The 18,320-nt window shown below is 71.4% G+C and carries 18 protein-coding genes, 1 tRNA gene and 1 other RNA gene; 9 read left to right on the top strand and 11 right to left on the bottom strand.

Going from position 1 to position 18,320, the window contains the following annotated elements; genetic code table 11:
- Window positions 1–99: 99 nt before the first annotated feature.
- Window positions 100–990 (top strand): hypothetical protein, encoded by an 891-nt coding sequence (locus ACOKR1_RS03120; protein WP_422935312.1) that lies wholly within the window; start codon window positions 100–102, stop codon window positions 988–990.
- Here ACOKR1_RS03120 and ACOKR1_RS03115 read toward each other — a convergent pair.
- Window positions 987–1,490, bottom strand: a complete 504-nt coding sequence (locus tag ACOKR1_RS03115; protein ID WP_422935311.1) for a DUF4188 domain-containing protein — start codon at window positions 1,488–1,490, stop codon at window positions 987–989. The two genes, ACOKR1_RS03120 and ACOKR1_RS03115, sit on opposite strands and share 4 nt — an antisense overlap.
- Before the next feature lie 63 nt (window positions 1,491–1,553).
- Here ACOKR1_RS03115 and ACOKR1_RS03110 point away from each other — a divergent pair, with 63 nt between their 5' ends.
- Window positions 1,554–2,141, top strand: a complete 588-nt coding sequence (locus tag ACOKR1_RS03110; protein ID WP_422935310.1) for a TetR/AcrR family transcriptional regulator — start codon at window positions 1,554–1,556, stop codon at window positions 2,139–2,141.
- Here the strand turns inward: ACOKR1_RS03110 and ACOKR1_RS03105 are convergent.
- The 5 genes from ACOKR1_RS03105 to ACOKR1_RS03085 all read right to left on the bottom strand — a co-directional run bounded on the left by ACOKR1_RS03105 (window position 2,125) and on the right by ACOKR1_RS03085 (window position 6,461).
- Window positions 2,125–2,625 carry a glutathione peroxidase gene (locus tag ACOKR1_RS03105; protein WP_422935309.1) on the bottom strand — a complete coding sequence of 167 codons (501 nt, stop codon included), beginning with the start codon at window positions 2,623–2,625 and terminating at the stop codon, window positions 2,125–2,127. The two genes, ACOKR1_RS03110 and ACOKR1_RS03105, sit on opposite strands and share 17 nt — an antisense overlap.
- A gap of 9 nt (window positions 2,626–2,634) precedes the next feature.
- Window positions 2,635–3,741 carry a M23 family metallopeptidase gene (locus ACOKR1_RS03100; protein WP_422935308.1) on the bottom strand — a complete coding sequence of 369 codons (1,107 nt, stop codon included), beginning with the start codon at window positions 3,739–3,741 and terminating at the stop codon, window positions 2,635–2,637.
- A gap of 363 nt (window positions 3,742–4,104) precedes the next feature.
- Window positions 4,105–4,189 (bottom strand) — tRNA-Ser (locus tag ACOKR1_RS03095).
- Window positions 4,190–4,371: 182 nt separating this feature from the next.
- Window positions 4,372–5,742 carry a sensor histidine kinase gene (locus ACOKR1_RS03090; protein WP_422936539.1) on the bottom strand — a complete coding sequence of 457 codons (1,371 nt, stop codon included), beginning with the start codon at window positions 5,740–5,742 and terminating at the stop codon, window positions 4,372–4,374.
- Window positions 5,743–5,747: 5 nt separating this feature from the next.
- The gene (locus tag ACOKR1_RS03085) at window positions 5,748–6,461 is read right to left on the bottom strand and encodes a response regulator transcription factor (RefSeq protein WP_422935307.1); all 714 of its coding nucleotides are present in this window, start codon (window positions 6,459–6,461) and stop codon (window positions 5,748–5,750) included.
- Between the two features lie 179 nt (window positions 6,462–6,640).
- Between ACOKR1_RS03085 and ACOKR1_RS03080 the strand changes: the two genes are divergently transcribed.
- The 5 genes from ACOKR1_RS03080 to ACOKR1_RS03060 all read left to right on the top strand — a co-directional run bounded on the left by ACOKR1_RS03080 (window position 6,641) and on the right by ACOKR1_RS03060 (window position 12,251).
- Complete coding sequence (locus tag ACOKR1_RS03080) at window positions 6,641–7,351, top strand: hypothetical protein (RefSeq protein WP_422935306.1); 711 nt, start codon at window positions 6,641–6,643, stop codon at window positions 7,349–7,351.
- A gap of 42 nt (window positions 7,352–7,393) precedes the next feature.
- Window positions 7,394–7,490, top strand: an RNA gene (gene ffs / locus ACOKR1_RS03075) — signal recognition particle sRNA small type.
- A 52-nt stretch (window positions 7,491–7,542) separates the two neighbouring features.
- Window positions 7,543–10,527, top strand: coding sequence for a DNA polymerase III subunit gamma and tau (locus ACOKR1_RS03070; RefSeq protein ID WP_422935305.1), 2,985 nt, complete (start codon window positions 7,543–7,545; stop codon window positions 10,525–10,527).
- 47 nt (window positions 10,528–10,574) lie between these two features.
- Window positions 10,575–11,174, top strand: coding sequence for a recombination mediator RecR (recR, locus tag ACOKR1_RS03065; protein ID WP_422935304.1), 600 nt, complete (start codon window positions 10,575–10,577; stop codon window positions 11,172–11,174).
- A gap of 51 nt (window positions 11,175–11,225) precedes the next feature.
- Complete coding sequence (locus ACOKR1_RS03060) at window positions 11,226–12,251, top strand: isopenicillin N synthase family dioxygenase (RefSeq protein WP_422935303.1); 1,026 nt, start codon at window positions 11,226–11,228, stop codon at window positions 12,249–12,251.
- A gap of 17 nt (window positions 12,252–12,268) precedes the next feature.
- Here the strand turns inward: ACOKR1_RS03060 and ACOKR1_RS03055 are convergent, their stop codons facing one another.
- A complete protein-coding gene (locus tag ACOKR1_RS03055; RefSeq protein ID WP_422935302.1) occupies window positions 12,269–13,534 on the bottom strand; it encodes an ABC transporter permease in 1,266 nt (421 codons plus the stop codon).
- Window positions 13,531–14,454, bottom strand: a complete 924-nt coding sequence (locus tag ACOKR1_RS03050; protein ID WP_422935301.1) for an ABC transporter ATP-binding protein — start codon at window positions 14,452–14,454, stop codon at window positions 13,531–13,533. The genes ACOKR1_RS03055 and ACOKR1_RS03050 overlap by 4 nt, the downstream gene beginning before the upstream one ends.
- Before the next feature lie 149 nt (window positions 14,455–14,603).
- Here ACOKR1_RS03050 and ACOKR1_RS03045 point away from each other — a divergent pair, with 149 nt between their 5' ends.
- Complete coding sequence (locus tag ACOKR1_RS03045) at window positions 14,604–15,917, top strand: aspartate kinase (RefSeq protein WP_422935300.1); 1,314 nt, start codon at window positions 14,604–14,606, stop codon at window positions 15,915–15,917.
- Window positions 15,918–16,016: 99 nt separating this feature from the next.
- Here the strand turns inward: ACOKR1_RS03045 and ACOKR1_RS03040 are convergent, their stop codons facing one another.
- Both ACOKR1_RS03040 and ACOKR1_RS03035 read right to left on the bottom strand, forming a co-directional pair.
- Entirely contained in the window at window positions 16,017–16,316 is a 300-nt protein-coding gene (locus ACOKR1_RS03040) for a hypothetical protein (protein ID WP_422935299.1), read from the bottom strand.
- A gap of 85 nt (window positions 16,317–16,401) precedes the next feature.
- The gene (locus tag ACOKR1_RS03035; protein ID WP_422935298.1) at window positions 16,402–16,626 is read right to left on the bottom strand and encodes a hypothetical protein; all 225 of its coding nucleotides are present in this window, start codon (window positions 16,624–16,626) and stop codon (window positions 16,402–16,404) included.
- Window positions 16,627–16,715: 89 nt separating this feature from the next.
- On the opposite strand from ACOKR1_RS03035, the gene ACOKR1_RS03030 reads away from it, so the two are divergent.
- Window positions 16,716–17,189, top strand: a complete 474-nt coding sequence (locus ACOKR1_RS03030; protein ID WP_422935297.1) for a MarR family winged helix-turn-helix transcriptional regulator — start codon at window positions 16,716–16,718, stop codon at window positions 17,187–17,189.
- Window positions 17,190–17,233: 44 nt separating this feature from the next.
- Here ACOKR1_RS03030 and ACOKR1_RS03025 read toward each other — a convergent pair whose 3' ends face one another.
- Window positions 17,234–18,172 (bottom strand): patatin-like phospholipase family protein, encoded by a 939-nt coding sequence (locus tag ACOKR1_RS03025; protein ID WP_422935296.1) that lies wholly within the window; start codon window positions 18,170–18,172, stop codon window positions 17,234–17,236.
- Window positions 18,173–18,320 lie beyond the last annotated feature (148 nt).

Raw genomic sequence — 18,320 nt, 5'->3', positions numbered from 1 at the left:
ATTCGACGCAGGGCAGATTGTGGCCGAACGGTTACGCGGCACCCTCGCGGGAGTCCCCTACGGGACCCGGCGGCGCCCCGCGGCTGACAGAATGGGCACATGGAGACCCACCCCCCGTACGCACTGCTCCTTGACGTCGACGGCCCGATCGCGAGCCCCGTGAGCCGCACGGTCCGCCCCGAAATCATCGGCCTCCTGCTCGAGCTCGGCTCGTCCGGGATCCCGGTTGTGTTCAATACGGGGCGTTCGGACACGTTCATCGCGAGGCAGGTCATGGACCCGATGCTCGCCGCCGGGATGCCGGACGGACTCAGGGTCCATGCGATCTGCGAGAAGGGTGCCACGTGGTTCTCCTACACGTCGGCGGGCGCGGGGCCGGTCCACGTTGACCACGAGCTCGCAGTCCCGGGCGAGTTCGCCGCCGATATGCGGGACCTCGTGAGCACGGGCTACTCCGACTACATGTTCTTCGACGAGACGAAGCGGGCCATGGTCTCGGTCGAGCAGCGCCTCGAGATCGCCAACGTGACCTACCGGGAGGTCCAGGAGCGGTTCGACATGGACGCCATGTCCGCGATGTCGCGCCGGGGCCTCGGCGCCGTGCGCCTCGACCACCATGTACCGGGCGACGACGACTCGCTCGATTTCCGCATTGACCCCACGATCATCTCGACCGACATCGAGTCGGTGCGGCTCGGCAAGGACCTCGGTGCGAGCCGTGCCTGCGAGCTCCTGCGGCGCGACGGCATCGTTCCGCAGGCCTGGTTCACCATGGGTGATTCCCGCACGGACTACGCCATGGCCGATTGGCTGCACCACAACGACCACGAGGTCCGGCACGTGGACGTGCGCCCCGAGGACGGCGTCCCCGACAAGCCCTACGAAATCCTCACCGCGGGCTACCTGGGGCTCGGCCCCGAGGTTATTCACGACGACGCCGGGCTGGCCTTCCTGCGCGAGTGGCGGGACGCCCTGCTCGGCGCGCGCTAGCTCGCCCGAGCGCTCCGCCCGCCGCCAACGTGGGCCCAGCGCTGCTTGGCGGTGTTGAGCCCGTGCCCGACCGGCACGTGGGTGGTCGCCTTCGCGAGGCCGAAGAGCGGCATCCCGCTGTAGACGGTCTCGACGCCGGACGCCGGGACGGAGTAGGTCTCGTGCCACACGCCGACGTTGCCGGTCTCCGCAACCGTCTTCATGAAATCCCGCCACGGACCGAGGTGCGGCGCGTCGCGGTTCGCGGCGAAACGCATGAGGTGCTCGGGGCTGCGCCAATAGCTCACGAGGACCGTGGTCCGGCCGAGCCACTGGTGGTAGCCGAGCAGTCCGGCCTCGGGTGTGGTCGCGAGGTATCGAAGCATGCGCGGCATCGCCGCGGCCACACGCATGACCGTCCCGATCTTCCACCAACGGTTCGCTCGCATGCCGATGAGGAACACCGTCACGTCACCCTCCGGCCCGGCCGTGAACCGCCCGGGGAAAGCTTCCTGAGCCATGGCTTTTCCTTTCCAGAGTTTCAAAACATTGTTACGTAACGACGTTACGATATGCTGGGGCGCATGGCAAGACCCGTTGTGCACGACGATGCCGTCCGAACCCGACTCCTCGACGTCGCCGCCGAGCTCGTGGACCGCGAAGGCCCGGCCCGCGTGACGCTCCGCGAGGTCGCGGCGGGCGCGGAAACCTCGACGACCGCGGTCTATTCGCTCTTCGGCGGCAAGGCCGAACTCCTCAAGGCGGTGGTGGACGGCGGCTTCACGTCCTTCGGGCAGTCCCAGCGGGCAGCGGCCGGCGGCGGCCTCCAGGCTTTGGGGGTCGCCTACCGCGAGTGGGCACTCGCCCATCCGGCGCTGTACCGGCTCATGTTCGGCTCGGCCGGGCGGCCCGGCGAGCGCAGCGCCGTCGCTCCGACTCCCGAGATCGCGGACGCGTCGATGGCGCCCCTCCGGGAAGCCATCGCGGCGGGGCAACGATCGGGCGCCCTGCGCGACGCCCCGCTCGACACGGCGGTGTTCGTCATCTGGGGCCAGGTGCACGGCCTCGTCAGTCTTGAGCTCGCGAGCATGGAGCCGGGCGCCGACTGGGGCGCGATCTACGCAGAGGCGATCGACGCCGTCGCCCGCGCCTGGGCTAGAGCGAGGCGCTGACCGGGAGCGCCTGCTCGATCGCGTCGCGAAGTTCGGGCGCGTCCGGGGTCACCGTCGAACGGAAGCGCCCCACGATCTCGCCCGCAGGGCTCACGAGGAACTTCTCGAAGTTCCACCTGACCTTGTCGCCGTGCTCGTCGCCCGCGGGGAAACGCGTGAGCTCCGCGTAGAGAGGATGCTGCCGGGCCCCGAGGACGTCGGCCTTCGCCGTGAGCGGGAACGAGACGCCGTACGTGAGGCGGCAGAACTCCTCGATCTCGGTATCAGTCCCCGGTTCCTGGCCCGCGAACTGATTGCACGGGACGCCGAGGATCACGAGGCCACGCTCGCGGAGCTCCTCGTACAGCGCCTCGAGCCCCTCGTACTGAGGCGTGAAGCCGCACTTAGACGCGACGTTGACCACGAGGACGGCCTGCCCTGCGTACTGGCCGAACGCCGTCTCGGTGCCGTCGTTGAGGGTCAAGGGAATGTCATACAGGCTCACTCGCCCAGTCTAGTGGGCCGTGTTCGTGGGGCTCGGGGTCGGCGTTGGGCTCGGCGACGCGGTGGGCGCCACCGCGGGCTTCACGGTGGGCGAGGCGGTCGGCGACGCCGTTGCCGAGGGCGTCGGCGTCGGCGAGGCCGTTGCCGCCGGCGCGGGCGACGACGTCGAGGTTGCCGTGGCCGTCGGGGTCGGCGTTGCGGTGGGGGTCGGCGTCGCCGTCGGGGACGGCGTGGGCGTAGCGGTGGGAGTCGGCGTCGCCGTCGGGGACGGCGTGGGCTTGCTCGTCGACGTGCTCGACGACGACGGGGCCGGCGTTGGGCTCGGCGGCGTGGTGCTCGGGGTTGCCGTCGGCGCGGGTGCCGCCGGGGCGGGCGACGGAGCCGGGGCTCGCGTAACGGTCTCGCCGGCTGCGGGGGCGTCGGCCTGGCCGGGGACGTCCCAGTTCTGCGTGGCCGGCGTCTGCCCGTTGGTGGGCGAGTAGTCCGCGAGCGTGAGCGTTCCGACGGCGTCCGTCTGCTTGATCGGAATGAACTGCCACAGCGTCGGATCCTTGTAGACCTTGTTCAGATGCGTCTCGAAGTGCAGGTGAGGCCCGGTCGCTGAGCCGGTCTGGCCGACGAGGCCCACCACTTGGCTCACGGAGACGGAATCACCCGTCTTCACGGCGATGGCCTGCATGTGGTTGTACGTCGTGACAAGGCCGTTGCCGTGGTCGATCTCGACCCGGTTCCCCCCGCCCCACGGATGCCAACCCGCGGCCCGGACCACGCCGGCGTCGGCCGAGTAGACGCGCGTGCCGGCCGCGCCCGCGAAGTCCTGACCCCAGTGGAACTCGCCCGGCTGGCCGGTCAGGGGGTTGATCCGGTAGCCGAACGCGGAGGTCGGGACGAGCGTCTCGAGCGGAGCGTACAGCATGCCCTCAGTGGGCCGCGGGAGATCCGACGACGCGACGACGACAGCTCCTGAGTGGTTGCCCGCGGGGATCGAGCTGACGTCCGCACGTTCGAAGGAGAGGACCGCGTTGGGGTCCGCGCGCACGGTGTCCGCTGAGGGCGGGTCGGCAAAGGCCGGCGCGGCTGCGACCGCGAACACGGCCGTACCGAATCCTGCCGCCATCCCTATGATGAGCCGGCGCCGGTCAAGCCAGTCTTCGGAATTTGTCGAACGCTCCACGTCCGGTCCCCAATCAATTCGTGTGCGGTTTTTCTCGCCCGCAGGCTACCATTCTTCGCCGCCACGGATCCGTGCCGCTAGGCCGAACGTCCTAGGTATCGCAGGTTCGCAGGAATCTCACAGGTGATCGCCGAAAGGTTCGCCCGGAAATCACGTTCGCGAAGACAGCAATTCACTTTTCGTGGGTATTTGAGCACTGGCGAGTTACCTTCTCGCCGAAAAAACAGAACACCCCCGGTCCGAGGACCGGGGGTGTTACCGATGTCGCGACTCATCCGTCAAGGATGTCCCGCTTCATCACACACGCGGAGGATGGGGGATTTGAACCCCCGAGGGCGTTAACCCAACACGCGTTCCAGGCGTGCGCCATAGGCCGCTAGGCGAATCCTCCATTGCCCGCTTCACGCCGACCCAGAGGGGCCAGGCTCGTGCAAAGCAGACTCTAGGATACCCGAGGTTCGGGCGTGCACCGAATCGCGAGCGGCCGGTCCGCGCAGAGCGGCGGCCCTGGCAGAGCTACCGCCCGGGCAGGGCGGCGGCCCGGGCAGGGCGATCGACCGCGAGCCCCGGAGCCTAGCCGCGAGCCCCCGAACCCGCCTCCCCCGCGACGGGGAGCCTGAGCGAGAAGCACGCGCCGCCCTCGGGTGCACGCCCCGCCGTCAACGCGGCGCCGAGTCGGCCGGCGAGACGGTGGGCGATCGAGAGGCCGAGCCCGGTGCCCACGGGCCGCTCCCCCGCGTATCGGGCACGCAGCGCGCCCCGCACGAACGCGTGGGCGAGGTCGTCGTCGCTGAGCCCGGGACCGCCGTCGCGCACTTCGATGACCACGGCGCCCGGCTCGCTCCGCCCCGCAACAACCACGGGCGCCCCGGTCGGCGCGACCCGCAGCGCATTCTCGACGAGTCCGTCGAGCAGCTGTCGCAGGCGCCGTGCGTCCGTCACGACGACGAGCGGCCCCATGACGTCGGCGCGGGCCGCGACACCCGCGGGCTCCCACACGCCCCGCCACGCCGTCACGACCGCGGTCAGGATCTCGGCGGCGTCGACGCTCTGGAAGTCAAGCCGGAAATCGTCCGCCTCGAGCCGCGCGAGCTCGAGCAGGTCCCGGACGAAGTGGTCGAGCCGCTCCGTCTCGGCGCCGAGCGTCTTGCCGACGCGGCGCACGTCCTCGGCGGGGATCACGCCGTCGGCCAGGGCCTCCGCGTAGCCGCGCAAGGCCGTGAGCGGCGTCCGCATCTCGTGCGAGACGGACAGCAGGAACTCCCGCTGGCGGCCCTCGCTCGCGGCGAGCGAGGCGTCGAGCGCCTCGAGTGCGCGGGAGACCTGCGTGACCTCGGTGGGGCCGCCGCCGTCGACCGCGACGCCGCGCTCGCCGCCCGCGAGCCGCCGCGCCGCCGCCGCGACCCGAACCAGCGGCTTCGCTACCCATCTCGCCACGAGCGCGCCTCCGATCACCGCGCACGCGAAGCCGAGCGCAAGCGCCCACAGAAGGCGCGTGACGAGCGGCCCAGCGGCCTGATTGACGGCAGACACCGGCTCGACGAGCACGAGCCCGCCGCCCGAGGCTAGGGGCCGCGCCTCGACCACGACCGGCGTCCCGCTCACGGTCTCGGTCTCAGAGAACGACTGCTTCGCGAGGACCTTGTTGACGGCGGCCTGGCTCACGAAGCGCCGGCCGGCGCCGGTAACGCTCCCGTCGGCCTGCACGAGCGCGATCCGGCCCGATTCGCCCACGGCGAGCTCGCGGAGGGATGCGAGGTCCGTCACCGAGCCGGACGCGCTGAGCGCCTGGGCCTGGCGCGCGAGGCTCACGCGCGCCTGGTCGACGGCCGCGGACCGGATGAGCTGCGCGCCCACGAGGCCCGCGACGAGCGTCGCGACCGCGGCCACGGCCGCCGTCACGAGCGTGACCCGGGCGTAGAGGGAGCGCAGCCAGTGCTTCATAGCGCTCACGCCCCTCCCTGTCCCGCCCTGCCACCCGAAGACGCGCTGTAGCCGACGCCGCGCGTCGTGCGAAGCGGGCTAGCGTCCCCGAGCTTCGCGCGGAGCTGCGCGACGTGGACGTCGACCGTGCGCCCGCCCGCGTAGTCGGCCTGCCCCCACACCGCGGAGAGCAGCTGCTCGCGGCTGAAGACCCGGCCGGGCTGCGACATGAGGTGCGCGAGGAGATCGAACTCCATCGCGGTGAGCTGCACGGGCTGGCCATCCGCCTCGGCCGAGCGGCGTCCGAGGTCGAGCCGCACCCGCCCCACGCTCAGCACCCGCGGACCCTGCGGCCCTGCCGCGCGGCGCAGCACGCTCCGGACGCGGGCCACGAGCTCGCGGGGCGAGAACGGCTTGGTGAGGTAGTCGTCCGCCCCGAGCTCGAGGCCCAGGACCCTGTCCACCTCATCGTCGCGGGCCGTGACGAAGAGGACCGGGGTCCAATCGTCCTCCTCGCGGAGGCGACGGCAGATCTCGACGCCGTCGAGGCCCGGCAGCCCGACGTCGAGCACGATCGCGACCGGCCGGAGCTGCCGGATCCGCGCGAGGGCCATCGTCCCGTCGCGCTCCACGTGCACGCCGAAGCCCGCCCGCGCCAAGTACAGGCGCTCGAGGTCGGCGATCGCGTGCTCGTCCTCGACCACGAGCACCAGTCCGCGCCCCTCGCCCGAGTTCTCCACGTCACCATTCAAACGCACGACGGCGGCGCCCACCCCGTGCGCGGGCCCCGCGGCTGAGGACTTTACATTCCTCGAACATGGGCCGAACACGGCCCTTGCGAGCCGTTGCGAGCATCAAGCCATGAGCCGGCGGCGGGCCGGACAACCAGGGGCACGTCCCCGCAGTGAAAGGACCAGCCATGGACCACACCACGACCCAGACCCCGTGGGCCGCTCCCCCGCGGAAGCGCACGGGACGTCGGATCGCAGTCGGAGCCGCCTCGGCGCTCGCCGCGGCCCTCCTCGCGGGCGGGGGCATCGCCGTCGCCCTCGAGTCGCAGGGCACGCAGGCGCCCGCGAGCGCTGCGGCGGACACGGCCGGGAGCGACGAATCGCTTGCGAGCCTGACCTCGCTCGACGAGCTCAGCGCGGACGTCGCCGCGGCCGAAGGCAACCCGGCCCAGGCCGACGTCGCCCAGCCAGCCGCGTTCGTGGTGCCGGCCGCGGCGGCGACTCCCTCGCCGTCGTCGTCCGCGTCCACCGCCGCGAAGCACCCGGCGCGAACCGCGCTCCGGCGCGCGCTCGCGGTCATGATCCGCCAGGACGGGCAGGGCACGTACGGCGAGCACGCGCAGACCGCGGCCCGGGCGCTCATCAACCGCTACCCGGGCGCGTTCCGCAAGCTGCCGGAGAAGCTGCGCCAGGACCTCTGGACGCTCGCGGGTGCACCCTCGGCGCAAGAGGCCGCCGACGCCCGCGCGATCAAGGACCGCGCGCTCGACGGGACGTACGGCGCCGGAATCCAGAAGCTCGCGGAGGCCATCCAGAAGGCGCCCGTGAAGCCGAAGTCCACCACGCCGGCTCCGAGCCCGAGCACCACGCCGAGCCCGAGCGCGACCTCCGGGAGCTGACCTCCCGGTTCGAGCCATCCAACGAACTCCGCTAAGATGGAATCCAGCCCCTCATGTGGCGTCATCCTGCTGAACTCCCCCAGGACCGGAAGGTAGCAAGGGTAGGTGGGCTCTGGCGGGTGCATGAGGGGCCTTTTCATACCTGTGGATAACCCGCATTGGGTGTCGGTCCGGATTGGTAGGGTTTCTCTGTGAGTTCTCCGACTGCCCTCTATCGCCGGTATCGGCCGGACACGTTCCAGGACGTGATCGGGCAGGAGCATGTCACCGAGCCGCTCATGACCGCGCTCCGGAAGGACCGCGTCAACCACGCCTACCTCTTCTCCGGGCCGCGCGGCTGCGGCAAAACGACGTCCGCCCGCATCCTCGCGCGCTGCCTCAACTGTGAAAAGGGCCCGACGCCCGAACCGTGCGGTGTGTGCCCCAGCTGTGTTGAGCTCGCGCGCGGCGGCGCCGGCTCGCTTGACGTCATCGAAATCGACGCCGCGAGCCACGGCGGCGTGGACGACGCGCGGGACCTCCGCGAGCGCGCGACGTTCGCCCCCGTGCGCGACCGCTACAAGATCTTCATCATCGACGAGGCCCACATGGTCACGTCGGCGGGCTTCAACGCGCTCCTCAAGATCGTCGAGGAGCCGCCGGAGCACATCAAGTTCATCTTCGCGACGACCGAGCCGGACAAGGTCATCGGTACGATCCGTTCGCGCACCCACCACTACCCGTTCCGTCTCGTGCCGCCCGAGCCGCTCATGGCGTATCTCGAGCAGCTGTGCGCGGCGGAGCATGTGCCGGTCGAGCCCGGCGTCCTCTCGCTCGTGGTGCGCGCCGGCGGCGGATCCGTGCGCGACTCGCTCTCGGTGCTGGACCAGCTCATGGCCGGCGCGGGGACCGGAGGGATCGACTACGAGCTCGCCGTCGCGCTGCTCGGCTACACGCACGCGGCGCTCCTCGACGACGTCGTGGACGCCGTGGCCGCGGGCGATTCGGCCACGGTGTTCCGGGCCGTGGACCGCGTCATCCAGACGGGGCACGATCCGCGGCGCTTCGTCGAGGACCTCCTCGAGCGATTTCGGGACCTCATCATCGTGCGCTCGCTGCCCGACGCGGCCGAGTCGATCCTGCGCGGCGTGCCCGCCGACCAGCTCGCCCGCATGCGCACCCAGGCGCAGTCGATCGGCGCGTTCGAGCTCTCGCGCGCCGCCGACGTCACGAACGCCGCGTTCAACGAGATGACCGGCGCGACGTCGCCCCGGCTCCACCTCGAGCTCCTGTGCGCGCGCCTCATGCTTCCCGCGGCCGACGGCGACCAGGGCCTCGCTGCGCGCCTCGACCGGCTCGAGCGGCGCCTCGCGTTCGGCGAGACTGGCGGGGCGGGCGCCACGGGCACCCTCGCTCCCGCTTCCGCGCCGGCCGAGCCCTCGACGCCGGAGGCCACTCGGGCGACTGAGGGCTCACGGGCGACGGGGGCCGCCGAGGCTCCTGCGGCTCCTGCCGCCGCAGAGCCGAAGTCTCCTCAGGCGGCGCCGAGATCCGAGCCTCCGGCCGCGGAGCACGCTCCCGCCCCAGTGGCCCCGGCCGAGCCGGTTCCCGGACATCCGGGCTCGCCAGACCAGGTGCCGGCCGACCAGGTTCCGGCCGCGGCCCCGGCCCCGGCCCCGGCTCCGGCCCCCGACGCGCCGGCACCCGCGCCGCCTGCACCCGCCAGCGGAAGCTCCGGCGGGGCCGGGAGCGTCGAGATGTTCCGCCGGGCGTGGCCCGAGATCCTCGAGGCCCTCACGAGCATCAAGCGCCTCACGTGGATCCTCGTGAGCCAGAACGCGAACGTCGCAGGCTTCGACGGCCGGACCCTCACGCTCGCGTTCGCGAACTCGGGCTCGGCGGGCTCGTTCTCGCGCGGCGACCACTCGGACAACGTCCGGCGGGCGATCCAGCAGGTACTTGGCACCGACGTGCAGATCGACTCGACGATGGGCGGCAACGGCCCCTCACCGGCCGCGGCGAGGGGGGCTGAGGCCAGCCCAAAAGCGCCGGCTGACCCGCCCCAGCGTCCTTCCGCGCCCGAAAACAGGGCTGCCCAGCCCCCAACGTCCGCGCCAGCCGACTCGGAGCCGGTAGCCAGCCCGGTGCCCCTAGCCAGCCCGGAGCCCCTAGCCAGCCCGGAGCCCCTAGCCAGCCCTACCCCGGAGCCGCAGCAAGAGGCTCCTGCGCCATCCGCGGCGGACATCGCGTGGGGGCTCGCCTCCGCACCCGCACCGTCCGAGCCGGAGCAGTCAACACGGCAGCAACCCGCGCCGACCCCGTCGACATCGAAACACCACACGCTTGCGGGACCCAAGCCAGCGCCGGCGGAACCCAAGCCAGTGCCCGCGGCCCCGGAGCAAGCGCCCGCGGAATCCAATCCCCCGACTCCCTCGACACAGCCCACGGCGCCAGAGGCGGCGCGCGCGGAACCCAGGCCGGCCACTCCCGCGACAGTGCCCACGGCGCCGGAGCCGGACCGGGCCGCATCCGTCAGCATGGGACCCTCGGACCCGTATGGCGATATCCCCTTCGCCGACGACGAGCCGCCCGCCGACTGGGACGAACCGCTCCCCGAGGACGAGGGCTGGCGCGGTAAGTCCGGCCCCGATAAGCCCGCCTCCGACAAGCCCGCCTCGGGCAAGTCCCCCTCCGACAAGTCCGCCTCGGGCAAGCCGTCCAACGATCCGTGGACTTACGCCCGCGAATCCGCGCCCGGCGTCTGGTCGGTCGGCTCGGAGCCGAACACCTCGGGGCCCGAACAACCCTCGCCCCGCCCAGAGGCGACCCAGGCGCCGGAGCCGCCGTCGCCGTCGTACGCGCCCGCCACAGCCCAGGCGCCCGCGCAACGGCCAGCACAGGCCCCCGCCCAGCCCGCGCCCGAGCGCGAGCCGGGCCCCGCGGCCGGCGGTGGCAAGCCGCTCAGCATGTACCAGCGGCTCTCGCAGCGCGCCGCCCAGGATCGCGGGCCCGCGATCCGGCGGGCTAGCACCCCGGAACCCGCACAGGCGCGCCCTGTGGTCGAGGACATCCCGAGCGCGGACGACGAGACGGTCGAGGCGTCGGGGCTGTTCGGCCGAGCCGCGGTCGAACGCATCCTCGGTGGCAAGCTCGTCGAGGAACGCAGCCACGACGGCACGGTCATCCCGCCCCGCTGACGGCGCTGTGCCACGTCAGAACGCCCCGCAGGCGGTAGCGTGGTGGGGTGTATGAAGGCGCAGTCCAAGACCTGATCGACGAGCTCGGAAGACTCCCCGGCATCGGACCGAAGTCGGCTCAGCGGCTCGCATTCCACATCCTCGAGGCGGACGCGGACGATATGAAGCGACTCGTCGCCGCGATCACCGCCGTCAAGGAGCGCGTCAAGTTCTGCCAGATCTGCGGCAACGTCACGGAGCAGGAGACCTGCTCGATCTGCCGCGACACGCGGCGCGACCCGAGCGTGATCTGCGTGGTCGAGGAGTCGAAGGACGTCCTCGCGGTCGAGCGCACGCGCGCTTACCGCGGCCGGTACCACGTGCTCGGCGGGGCCATCAACCCCATCGCGGGGATCGGCCCGGACCAGCTGCGCATCCGCGAGCTCCTGGGCCGGCTCAACGACGACGCCGTCACCGAGGTCATCATCGCGACCAACCCGAACCTCGAGGGCGAGGCCACGTCGACATATCTCGCGCGGATGCTGCAGAGCATCGGCATCAAGGTCACGCGCCTTGCGTCAGGCCTGCCGGTGGGCGGCGACCTCGAATACGCGGACGAGATCACGCTGGGCCGCGCGTTCGAGGGCCGCCGCAGCGCGATCGGCTGACGTTGTGACGGAACGTTACGCTCCGGCGCGCAGCCGGAGCATGCTGGAGGTATGAGCACACCACGCACATCGGTCCCCGTCCTGGACCTCGCCACCGCGAGGGACAGCGCAGGCAAGTTCACCCCCGAGTTCCTCGACGCCCTGCGCGACGCCGCCCACAACGTCGGCTTCTTCCAGGTGGTCGGCTACGGCGGCCGGCCGGGGCAGGACCAGGAGCTCCTCGACACCGTCGCTGAGTTCTTCCGCCTCCCGCTCGAGGACCGTCTGGCCCTCGACAACCGCACCTCCGCCCAGTTCCGCGGCTATACGCGGCTCGGCAAGGAGGTCACGCAGGGCCGCGCCGACTCGCGCGAGCAGATCGACTACGGGCCCGACCGCGAACCGCTCGACACCGTCCCGGCAGGCCAGCCCTACCTCGGCCTCCAAGGCCACAACCAGTGGCCGGCGGCCTTCCCGGAGCTCGAGAAGGCTGCGATGGACTGGGCCGAGCTCATGTCCCTCGTCGGGGCGGAGCTCCTCTCCGCGATCTCCGTGGCGATCGGGCTCCCCGAGAACCACTTCGACCACGCGTTCGCCGGCACGCCGGCGTGGATGGGGAAGCTCGTGCACTACGTGGGCGGCGGGGTGGTCCCCGAGGCCGGCAAGCAGGGCGTGGGCTCCCACGCGGACTACGGCTTCGTGACGCTCCTCCTCCAGGACTCCGTGGGCGGCCTCGAGGTCAAGCCGTACGGCCAGACCGAGTGGATCGACGTCCCGCCGACTCCTGGAGCGCTCGTGGTGAACCTCGGCGAGATGCTCGAGGTCGCCACCGACGGCTACCTCATGGCGACCATCCACCGCGTCACGGCCCCGCCCGCCGGCGTGGACCGCTATTCGGTGCCGTTCTTCTGGTCGCCGCGGCTCGACGCCGTGATCGACAAGGTCCAGCTCCCGGCCGAGCTCGCCGCCGAGGCCCGGGGCGTCTCCGACGACCCGAGCAACCCCATGCTCGCCTCCTACGGTGCCAACGTGCTCAAGGGTTGGCTCCGCGCCCACCCGGAGACCGCGCGTCGCCACTACCCGCAGCTCGTGAGCTGACGACGGCGGGGCCCGGGTCAGGCGACCCGGGTCCCCTTCGCGAGGCGGCGGGCGGGCGTGACGAGCGCCCGCCGCGCGCCCCACAGGAGCGCGCCCGCGAGGACGATCTGGAGGCCGAGGCCAAGGGGCCACAGAGGCGCTCGCTGGCTGAGGTAGGTGGGCCTCGGCTGGCCGTTCGCGCACGCGGTGGTCGACTCGGGCCCCGCGACGGCGGCCCGTGCCGCTTGGCTCCCCGCCTCGATCGCGCCCTGCGCATACGGGACCGTGGTCTGTGATCGATCGGGGTACGGAATCGCGTCGGCGACGACGAGGAACGGGTTCATCGACAGGATCCACGCGACGCGTTCGGTGCGGAGGGCCGGCTGATCGTGGAGGCTGCCGATGCACGTGTACGTGGGCCCACCAACAGCCGACGGCGCGGGCGTCACCTTGAGATTGCTCGAGTACCCGGGCGACGGCGCAAGGGAAGGGCCCGTCGCCGTCGACGCGGAGGGATCGGGCGTCTGCAGGCGCGCTGCCGGGACCTGATAGGACGGCGTGTTGGCCTGCACCGTTCCGCGCGAGAGCACCGAGCCGAAGGCGAACGCGATCACCGTCCCGACGCACAGCATCGCGACCACGAGATACGTCACGACGATCGAGAAGACGGGCCGGCCAGCGAGCGCCGAGAGGGCCGTGCCAATGGCACTCACGACAGCGAGCTCGGTGGCCAGCATGAGGAGCGAGACCGCGACATAACCGGGCGAGAGCCCGCCCGCCACGACGCCGATGATGAGGAACGGCGAGGCCGCGACGAGGAAGGCCAGCGCCGCGAGCCACGCCGCCACGAGCTTCCCGGCGAGGATCTGCCCGGGCGTCAGAAGGGTGGTCTGGAGAACGGCCAACGTGCCCTGCGCGCGATCGCCGTTGACCGCGTTGGCCGAGAGCGCCGGCGAGACGACGAGCGCGAGGAAGAGGACGAACGCGAGCACGACCTCGAAGATCATGACCCCCGGCCCGGCCTGGACCGTGCCGTAGCCCGTGGAGCTGGCGTAGCCTCTCGTCGCCGCGTGCTGGGCCTCCCACGCCGCCCACGTCAACGCCGTCACGATCGCGATGAGCGCGAACCAGATCGCGAGCATGATGTACCAGCCACGAGCGCGGAGCCGCTGCTTCGCCTCGAGGACCACGACGTCCCAGGCGCCGCGCACCCAGGCGAGCGCCGCCGTCGTGCGTTCCCGGGCCGACCGCGGCCGGAGAACCGGCCTCGGGCCCGGCACGGCGAGTTCCTCATGACTGCTCACGGTCCGCCAACCCCCAGATCCACGTAGGCTTCCTCAATCGCCCCGCCAGCCGGGGCAAACGCCGTGACCGCGACGCCCGAGGTGACGAGGTCGCGCAGGAGGCGCGCGGCGTCGTCCTCGGAGGCCACCACGACGCTCAGGCGAGGCCGCCTTCCCGCCTCCTCGGCGCACGCGACGCCGATCTCGCCGAGCCGGGCGCGGGCCGCGCCGAGATCGAGGGCCTCGAGCGCGTAGCGGCGCCCTCCAGGCGGCCCATCGACGAGTTGGGAACGGACAGTGCGGCCGCCGCTCACGAACACGACCGCGTCAGCGATCTCGTCGAGCTCGCTCAGCACGTGCGAGGAGACGACGACCGTGGAGCCCTCCGCAGCGAACTCGCGCACGAGCCGCCGCAGCTCGATCCGCGACGAGGGGTCAAGGCCCGCCGCCGGCTCGTCGAGGAGGAGCGTCGTGGGGCGGTGGATGAGGGAGCGGGCCAGGCTGAGCCGCTGCTGCTGCCCGCGCGAGAGCACGCGCGCCGGCTGGTCGGCGAGGTTCTCGAGCCGGACAAGCGCGAGGAGCTCATCCGCCCGTGCGGCCGCGTCCCGGCCGGTCAGGCGGTAGAAGCGTCCCATCTGGGTGAGGATCTCCCGCGCCGTGAGCGACTCCCACACGCCGAGCGTGTCCGGCATCCACCCGACCCGCCGCCGCACCTCGTCGCGCTCAGTGGCGGGATCGAAGCCGTCGATCCGGATCTGGCCCGCATGCGGGGCGAGCAACGACGCGAGCATGAGCATGAGCGTGGTCTTGCCGGCGCCGTTCGGCCCGACGAGCGCCGTCACCTGGCCCGGCTGCGCCGCGAAGTCCATGCCGGCCACGGCGTTGACCGAGCCAAAGCTTCGCACGAGACCCGTCGCTTGGATCCCCCGAACATCCCCCATGAGTCCACTCCCAGACGTGAACGGCGCGGGCCCCCCGCCCAGCGCACGATGTGCTCAGGCTAGCCGTCACACTGTGAAGCTCCAACAGGGCGTGCCGATAGAATGTTGCGCGAATCTCCGCGATCCCTACGTCCAGTGAGTGTGCCCGTATGTCGCTTCCTCCCGTGCTGCCCGCCAAGCAACTCGTCGTCCAGAAGTTCGGCGGTTCGTCCGTCGCGGACGCCGCGGGCGTCAAGCGGGTTGCGCAGCGCGTTGTGGACTACCACGAGGCCGGCCACGAGGTCGTCGTCGTGGTCTCCGCGATGGGCGACACGACCGACGAGCTCCTGGACCTCGCGGCGCAGATCACCGACAACGCCCCGGCCCGCGAGATGGACATGCTCCTCTCGGCGGGCGAGCGCATGTCCATGGCCCTCCTCGCGATGGCCATCGACGAGCTCGGCCACAAGGCGCAGTCGTTCACGGGCTCGCAGGCCGGCATGATCACCGACGGGACGCACGGCAAGGCCCGTATCATCGAGGTCGATCCGCACCGCATCCGCACGTCGCTCGACAAGGGCAACATCGCGATCGTCGCGGGCTTCCAGGGCGTGAGCCACGAGAGCCACGACATCACGACGCTGGGCCGCGGCGGCTCGGACACGACGGCGGTCGCGCTCGCCGCGGCGCTCGACGCGGACGTGTGCGAGATCTACACGGATGTGGACGGCGTCTACACGGCCGATCCCCGCGTGGTTCCGTCGGCGCGGAAGATCGAGACGATCTCGAGCGAGGAGATGCTCGAGCTCGCGGCGTCCGGCGCGAAGATCCTCCACCTGCGCTGCGTCGAGTACGCGCGCCGCTTCGGGGTGCCGCTGCACGTGCGGTCCTCGTTCAGCCACCACGAGGGGACGTGGGTCCTGCCCGCCCCGGAAGACAAGATCACGATCAACGAGGGAGTCGCCTTGGAACAGCCCATCATCTCCGGCGTCGCGCACGACCGCTCCGAGGCCAAGGTCACCGTGGTCGGCGTCCCCGACATCCCGGGCAAGGCGGCCGCGATCTTCCAGGTCATCGCGAAGGCGAACTCGAACATCGACATGATCGTCCAGAACGTCTCGACGTTCGGCCGCGGCAAGACGGACATCTCCTTCACGCTCCCGATCGTCGAGGGCGCCGCCGCGCTGAACGCGCTCAAGGCCGCGCAGGCGGAGATCGGCTTCGAGGACATCGAGTACAACGCCGAGATCGGCAAGCTCTCGCTCATCGGCGCGGGCATGCGCTCCCACCCGGGCGTCTCGGCCACGTTCTTCAAAGCGCTCTCCGACGCGGGCATCAACATCGACATGATCTCGACGTCGGAGATCCGCATCTCCGTGGTGACCCGCGCCGACCTCCTCGACGCGGCCGTCCGCGCGATCCACACGGCGTTCAACCTCGACGCGGAGGTCGAGGCCACGGTGTACGGCGGCACCGGCCGCTGACCCCTGTCCGCGCGGCCCGGGCGCGCCCGGGCGCGCCGCGCAAAACGGACGACGGCGGGTGCGCACCCGCCGTCGTCCGTCTGACGTCGCTGTGGTGAGCTAACGGCGCTTGGTGCTGGGCCCGCGGCCGCGCTCGGGACCCGAGGCCTCGTCCTTCCGGACCGCGTAGTGGTGGCCCTCCGAGTCGGTCACGACCTCGAAGGTGCTCAGTTCGTCCTCGGACGCCTGCTCGAAGGCGTCGTGCTTGTGGACCACGGGCGCCTCGGTGTCGCCATGGGACGCGGGTCCCCAGATCGCCGCCGCGTGCTCGGCCGCGTGCATGAACTTGCCGAGCAGCCGGTGTTCGTCCCGGCCCTCGGTCTCCTTCGGATCCTGAGGCTGCTTCTGCGAATCGGGCATGTCATCACCCCCTCCCGCTTGCGCCATTTTACGCCGGGTGTGACGCAGGCCTCAGGCCGGACGCGGGCCTTTTCGGCTCTGCGGCTCAGCGCAGGGAGCGGTCGGTGGGGTCCTTCGGGACCACGTAGGTGCTGCCGTCAGGCCGCGTCACGGTCTCCCATTGCTGCGCCTCGGCCTCGCGCTGGGCGAGGAGGGCCTTGTTCTCGGGCGTCATCTCGCCGTCGGTGGTGCCACGGTGGGCGGGACCGAAGACGGCGCGAAGGCGGCCGGTGGTGCGCATGAACCGTTGGGCGAAGTTCTCCTGAGCCATGCCCTTGTCCTCTCCTGATTGGGGGCGACCGCAGCGGGTACTGACCTCATAGTACCCTCATTGTTAGTGCACTAATTAATGGAGTCTGCATGAAGACCAGCGAGACCGACACCACCACCGACGATCTGCTCCTCGAGCGGCAGCTGTGCTTCGCCCTCAGCGTCGCGAGCAGGAGCGTCGTCGCGGCGTACCGGCCCGTGCTCGAGCCCATGGGCCTGACGCACCCGCAGTACCTCGTGATGCTCGCCCTGTGGGAGCGGAGCCCGCGCACGGTTCGCGACATCAGCGACGCGCTCCTGCTCGAGCCCGCGACCGTCACGCCGGTGCTCAAGCGGCTCGAGGAGGGCGGGCTCGTGACCCGCTCCCGGCAGGCGGGGAACGAGCGGGCGCTTGACGTCGCGCTGACCCCGGCCGGGCGCGAGCTGCGGAACCGGGCCCTCGCCGTGCCCGTGACCATGATGGAGCGGCTCAACATCTCGCGCGAGGACGCCCAGGAGCTGCATCGATCCATGATGACGCTCATCGCCGCAGCGCAGGCCAGCCGGACGGTCGACGCGCTGTGACTGTACGGCGTGGGGCGCAGGTCGTGGGGCCTAGGGCGCAGGGCTCAGGCTCCGGCCGCAAGCCCGTCGCGCCGACCCATCCGCGCCGACGCCGGGACCCGCCCCACGTTCAGGTGCTGGATTCGCTCGCCGAACACCGCGCGGTCGCTCGGCTCGATGACGGTCACTCGCGAGCCCCCGGACCTGAGCCCCGCGGCGCTGCGTTCAAGCTCCCCGAGCCGGTGATCCGGCGCGATGATCAGGACCTCGTCATAACCCGAGGCGAAGTCGGCGCTCGTCGTGTCCAAGGTCCCCGGGTCGAAGTATTCGCGCCCACCGATCTCGATGGCGCCGACGATCCCCGGGATCGCCGTGCTTGCCGCGACGGCCCGCGATAGCGGCGCACCGTTGGCCGATTCGAAAGCGTGCCTCATCCCCGTCAGACCATCGATGGCGACGATCCTCAAATGCCCGGCCGGCCACTCGTCGTCGGGCGCGAGCCGGCCCGCCCAGTAGGCCTCGAAATGCGGAACGGCTTCCGCACGCTGACCGACGACGGCGGCGGCAAGCTGACGCAGCTCAGCCGAGGAAAGCGACTCCCCGCGGACGAATCGGTAGAGGGCCGCCGCCGCAGTCTCGAGACTCGGAAGCCCGCCGCGGCGGGCCGCAACCGCAAGCCGACGCGCTGCCGCGCCGAGCGTCCAGACCGTGGCCGCGATGCGTCCACCTGGCCCCGGGATGGCAAGCAGCGCGGCAAGGCTGTTCTGGAAGCCCGCCGAGACGGCCGCGCGTTCGGTGGGGACATCGAGCGCGGCCAGCTCCCTGTAGGTTTCCTCGATGCGCCCGGCCAGGAGCCGCGCTCCGACGTAGGCACCAGCGGACGAGCCGAGGACGAGATCCCACGACGCGATGTCCTCGCCTTCGGCAGCAAGCCCCGACAGCACCCCGGTCTCCCATGCCAGACCGGTGTAGCCACCCGATCCGAGCACGAGTGCGCGCCTCATGCGGCAATGGTAGGTCCCGCGGCGGGCGGCGACGACGGACGGAGGTCCTGTCTCCTCTGGACGACGCACAGCGCGGAAGCCATCATGAAATGAGGCGCGACGAGCCAGGCCCCGGAGCCAAGCTGGGCGCGGATTCGCGTGCCGGAGG

The sequence above is a fragment of the Sinomonas sp. P47F7 genome (assembly GCF_049332655.1).
Taxonomy (GTDB): Bacteria; Actinomycetota; Actinomycetes; order Actinomycetales; family Micrococcaceae; genus Sinomonas.
The sequence above is the reverse complement of the archived record's forward strand: the minus strand, read 5'-3'. Positions and strand labels throughout refer to the sequence as shown.

What these genes read in the sequence shown, in the direction of transcription:
- ACOKR1_RS03120 (WP_422935312.1), top strand. Translation starts at nt 100, where the DNA reads ATGGAGACCCACCCCCCGTACGCACTGCTCCTTGACGTCGACGGCCCG.
- ACOKR1_RS03115 (WP_422935311.1), bottom strand. Translation starts at nt 1,490, where the DNA reads ATGGCTCAGGAAGCTTTCCCCGGGCGGTTCACGGCCGGGCCGGAGGGT.
- ACOKR1_RS03110 (WP_422935310.1), top strand. Translation starts at nt 1,554, where the DNA reads ATGGCAAGACCCGTTGTGCACGACGATGCCGTCCGAACCCGACTCCTC.
- ACOKR1_RS03100 (WP_422935308.1), bottom strand. Translation starts at nt 3,741, where the DNA reads ATGGCGGCAGGATTCGGTACGGCCGTGTTCGCGGTCGCAGCCGCGCCG.
- ACOKR1_RS03090 (WP_422936539.1), bottom strand. Translation starts at nt 5,742, where the DNA reads ATGAAGCACTGGCTGCGCTCCCTCTACGCCCGGGTCACGCTCGTGACG.
- ACOKR1_RS03080 (WP_422935306.1), top strand. Translation starts at nt 6,641, where the DNA reads ATGGACCACACCACGACCCAGACCCCGTGGGCCGCTCCCCCGCGGAAG.
- ACOKR1_RS03060 (WP_422935303.1), top strand. Translation starts at nt 11,226, where the DNA reads ATGAGCACACCACGCACATCGGTCCCCGTCCTGGACCTCGCCACCGCG.
- ACOKR1_RS03050 (WP_422935301.1), bottom strand. Translation starts at nt 14,454, where the DNA reads ATGGGGGATGTTCGGGGGATCCAAGCGACGGGTCTCGTGCGAAGCTTT.
- ACOKR1_RS03045 (WP_422935300.1), top strand. Translation starts at nt 14,604, where the DNA reads ATGTCGCTTCCTCCCGTGCTGCCCGCCAAGCAACTCGTCGTCCAGAAG.
- ACOKR1_RS03040 (WP_422935299.1), bottom strand. Translation starts at nt 16,316, where the DNA reads ATGCCCGATTCGCAGAAGCAGCCTCAGGATCCGAAGGAGACCGAGGGC.
- ACOKR1_RS03035 (WP_422935298.1), bottom strand. Translation starts at nt 16,626, where the DNA reads ATGGCTCAGGAGAACTTCGCCCAACGGTTCATGCGCACCACCGGCCGC.
- ACOKR1_RS03030 (WP_422935297.1), top strand. Translation starts at nt 16,716, where the DNA reads ATGAAGACCAGCGAGACCGACACCACCACCGACGATCTGCTCCTCGAG.
- ACOKR1_RS03025 (WP_422935296.1), bottom strand. Translation starts at nt 18,172, where the DNA reads ATGAGGCGCGCACTCGTGCTCGGATCGGGTGGCTACACCGGTCTGGCA.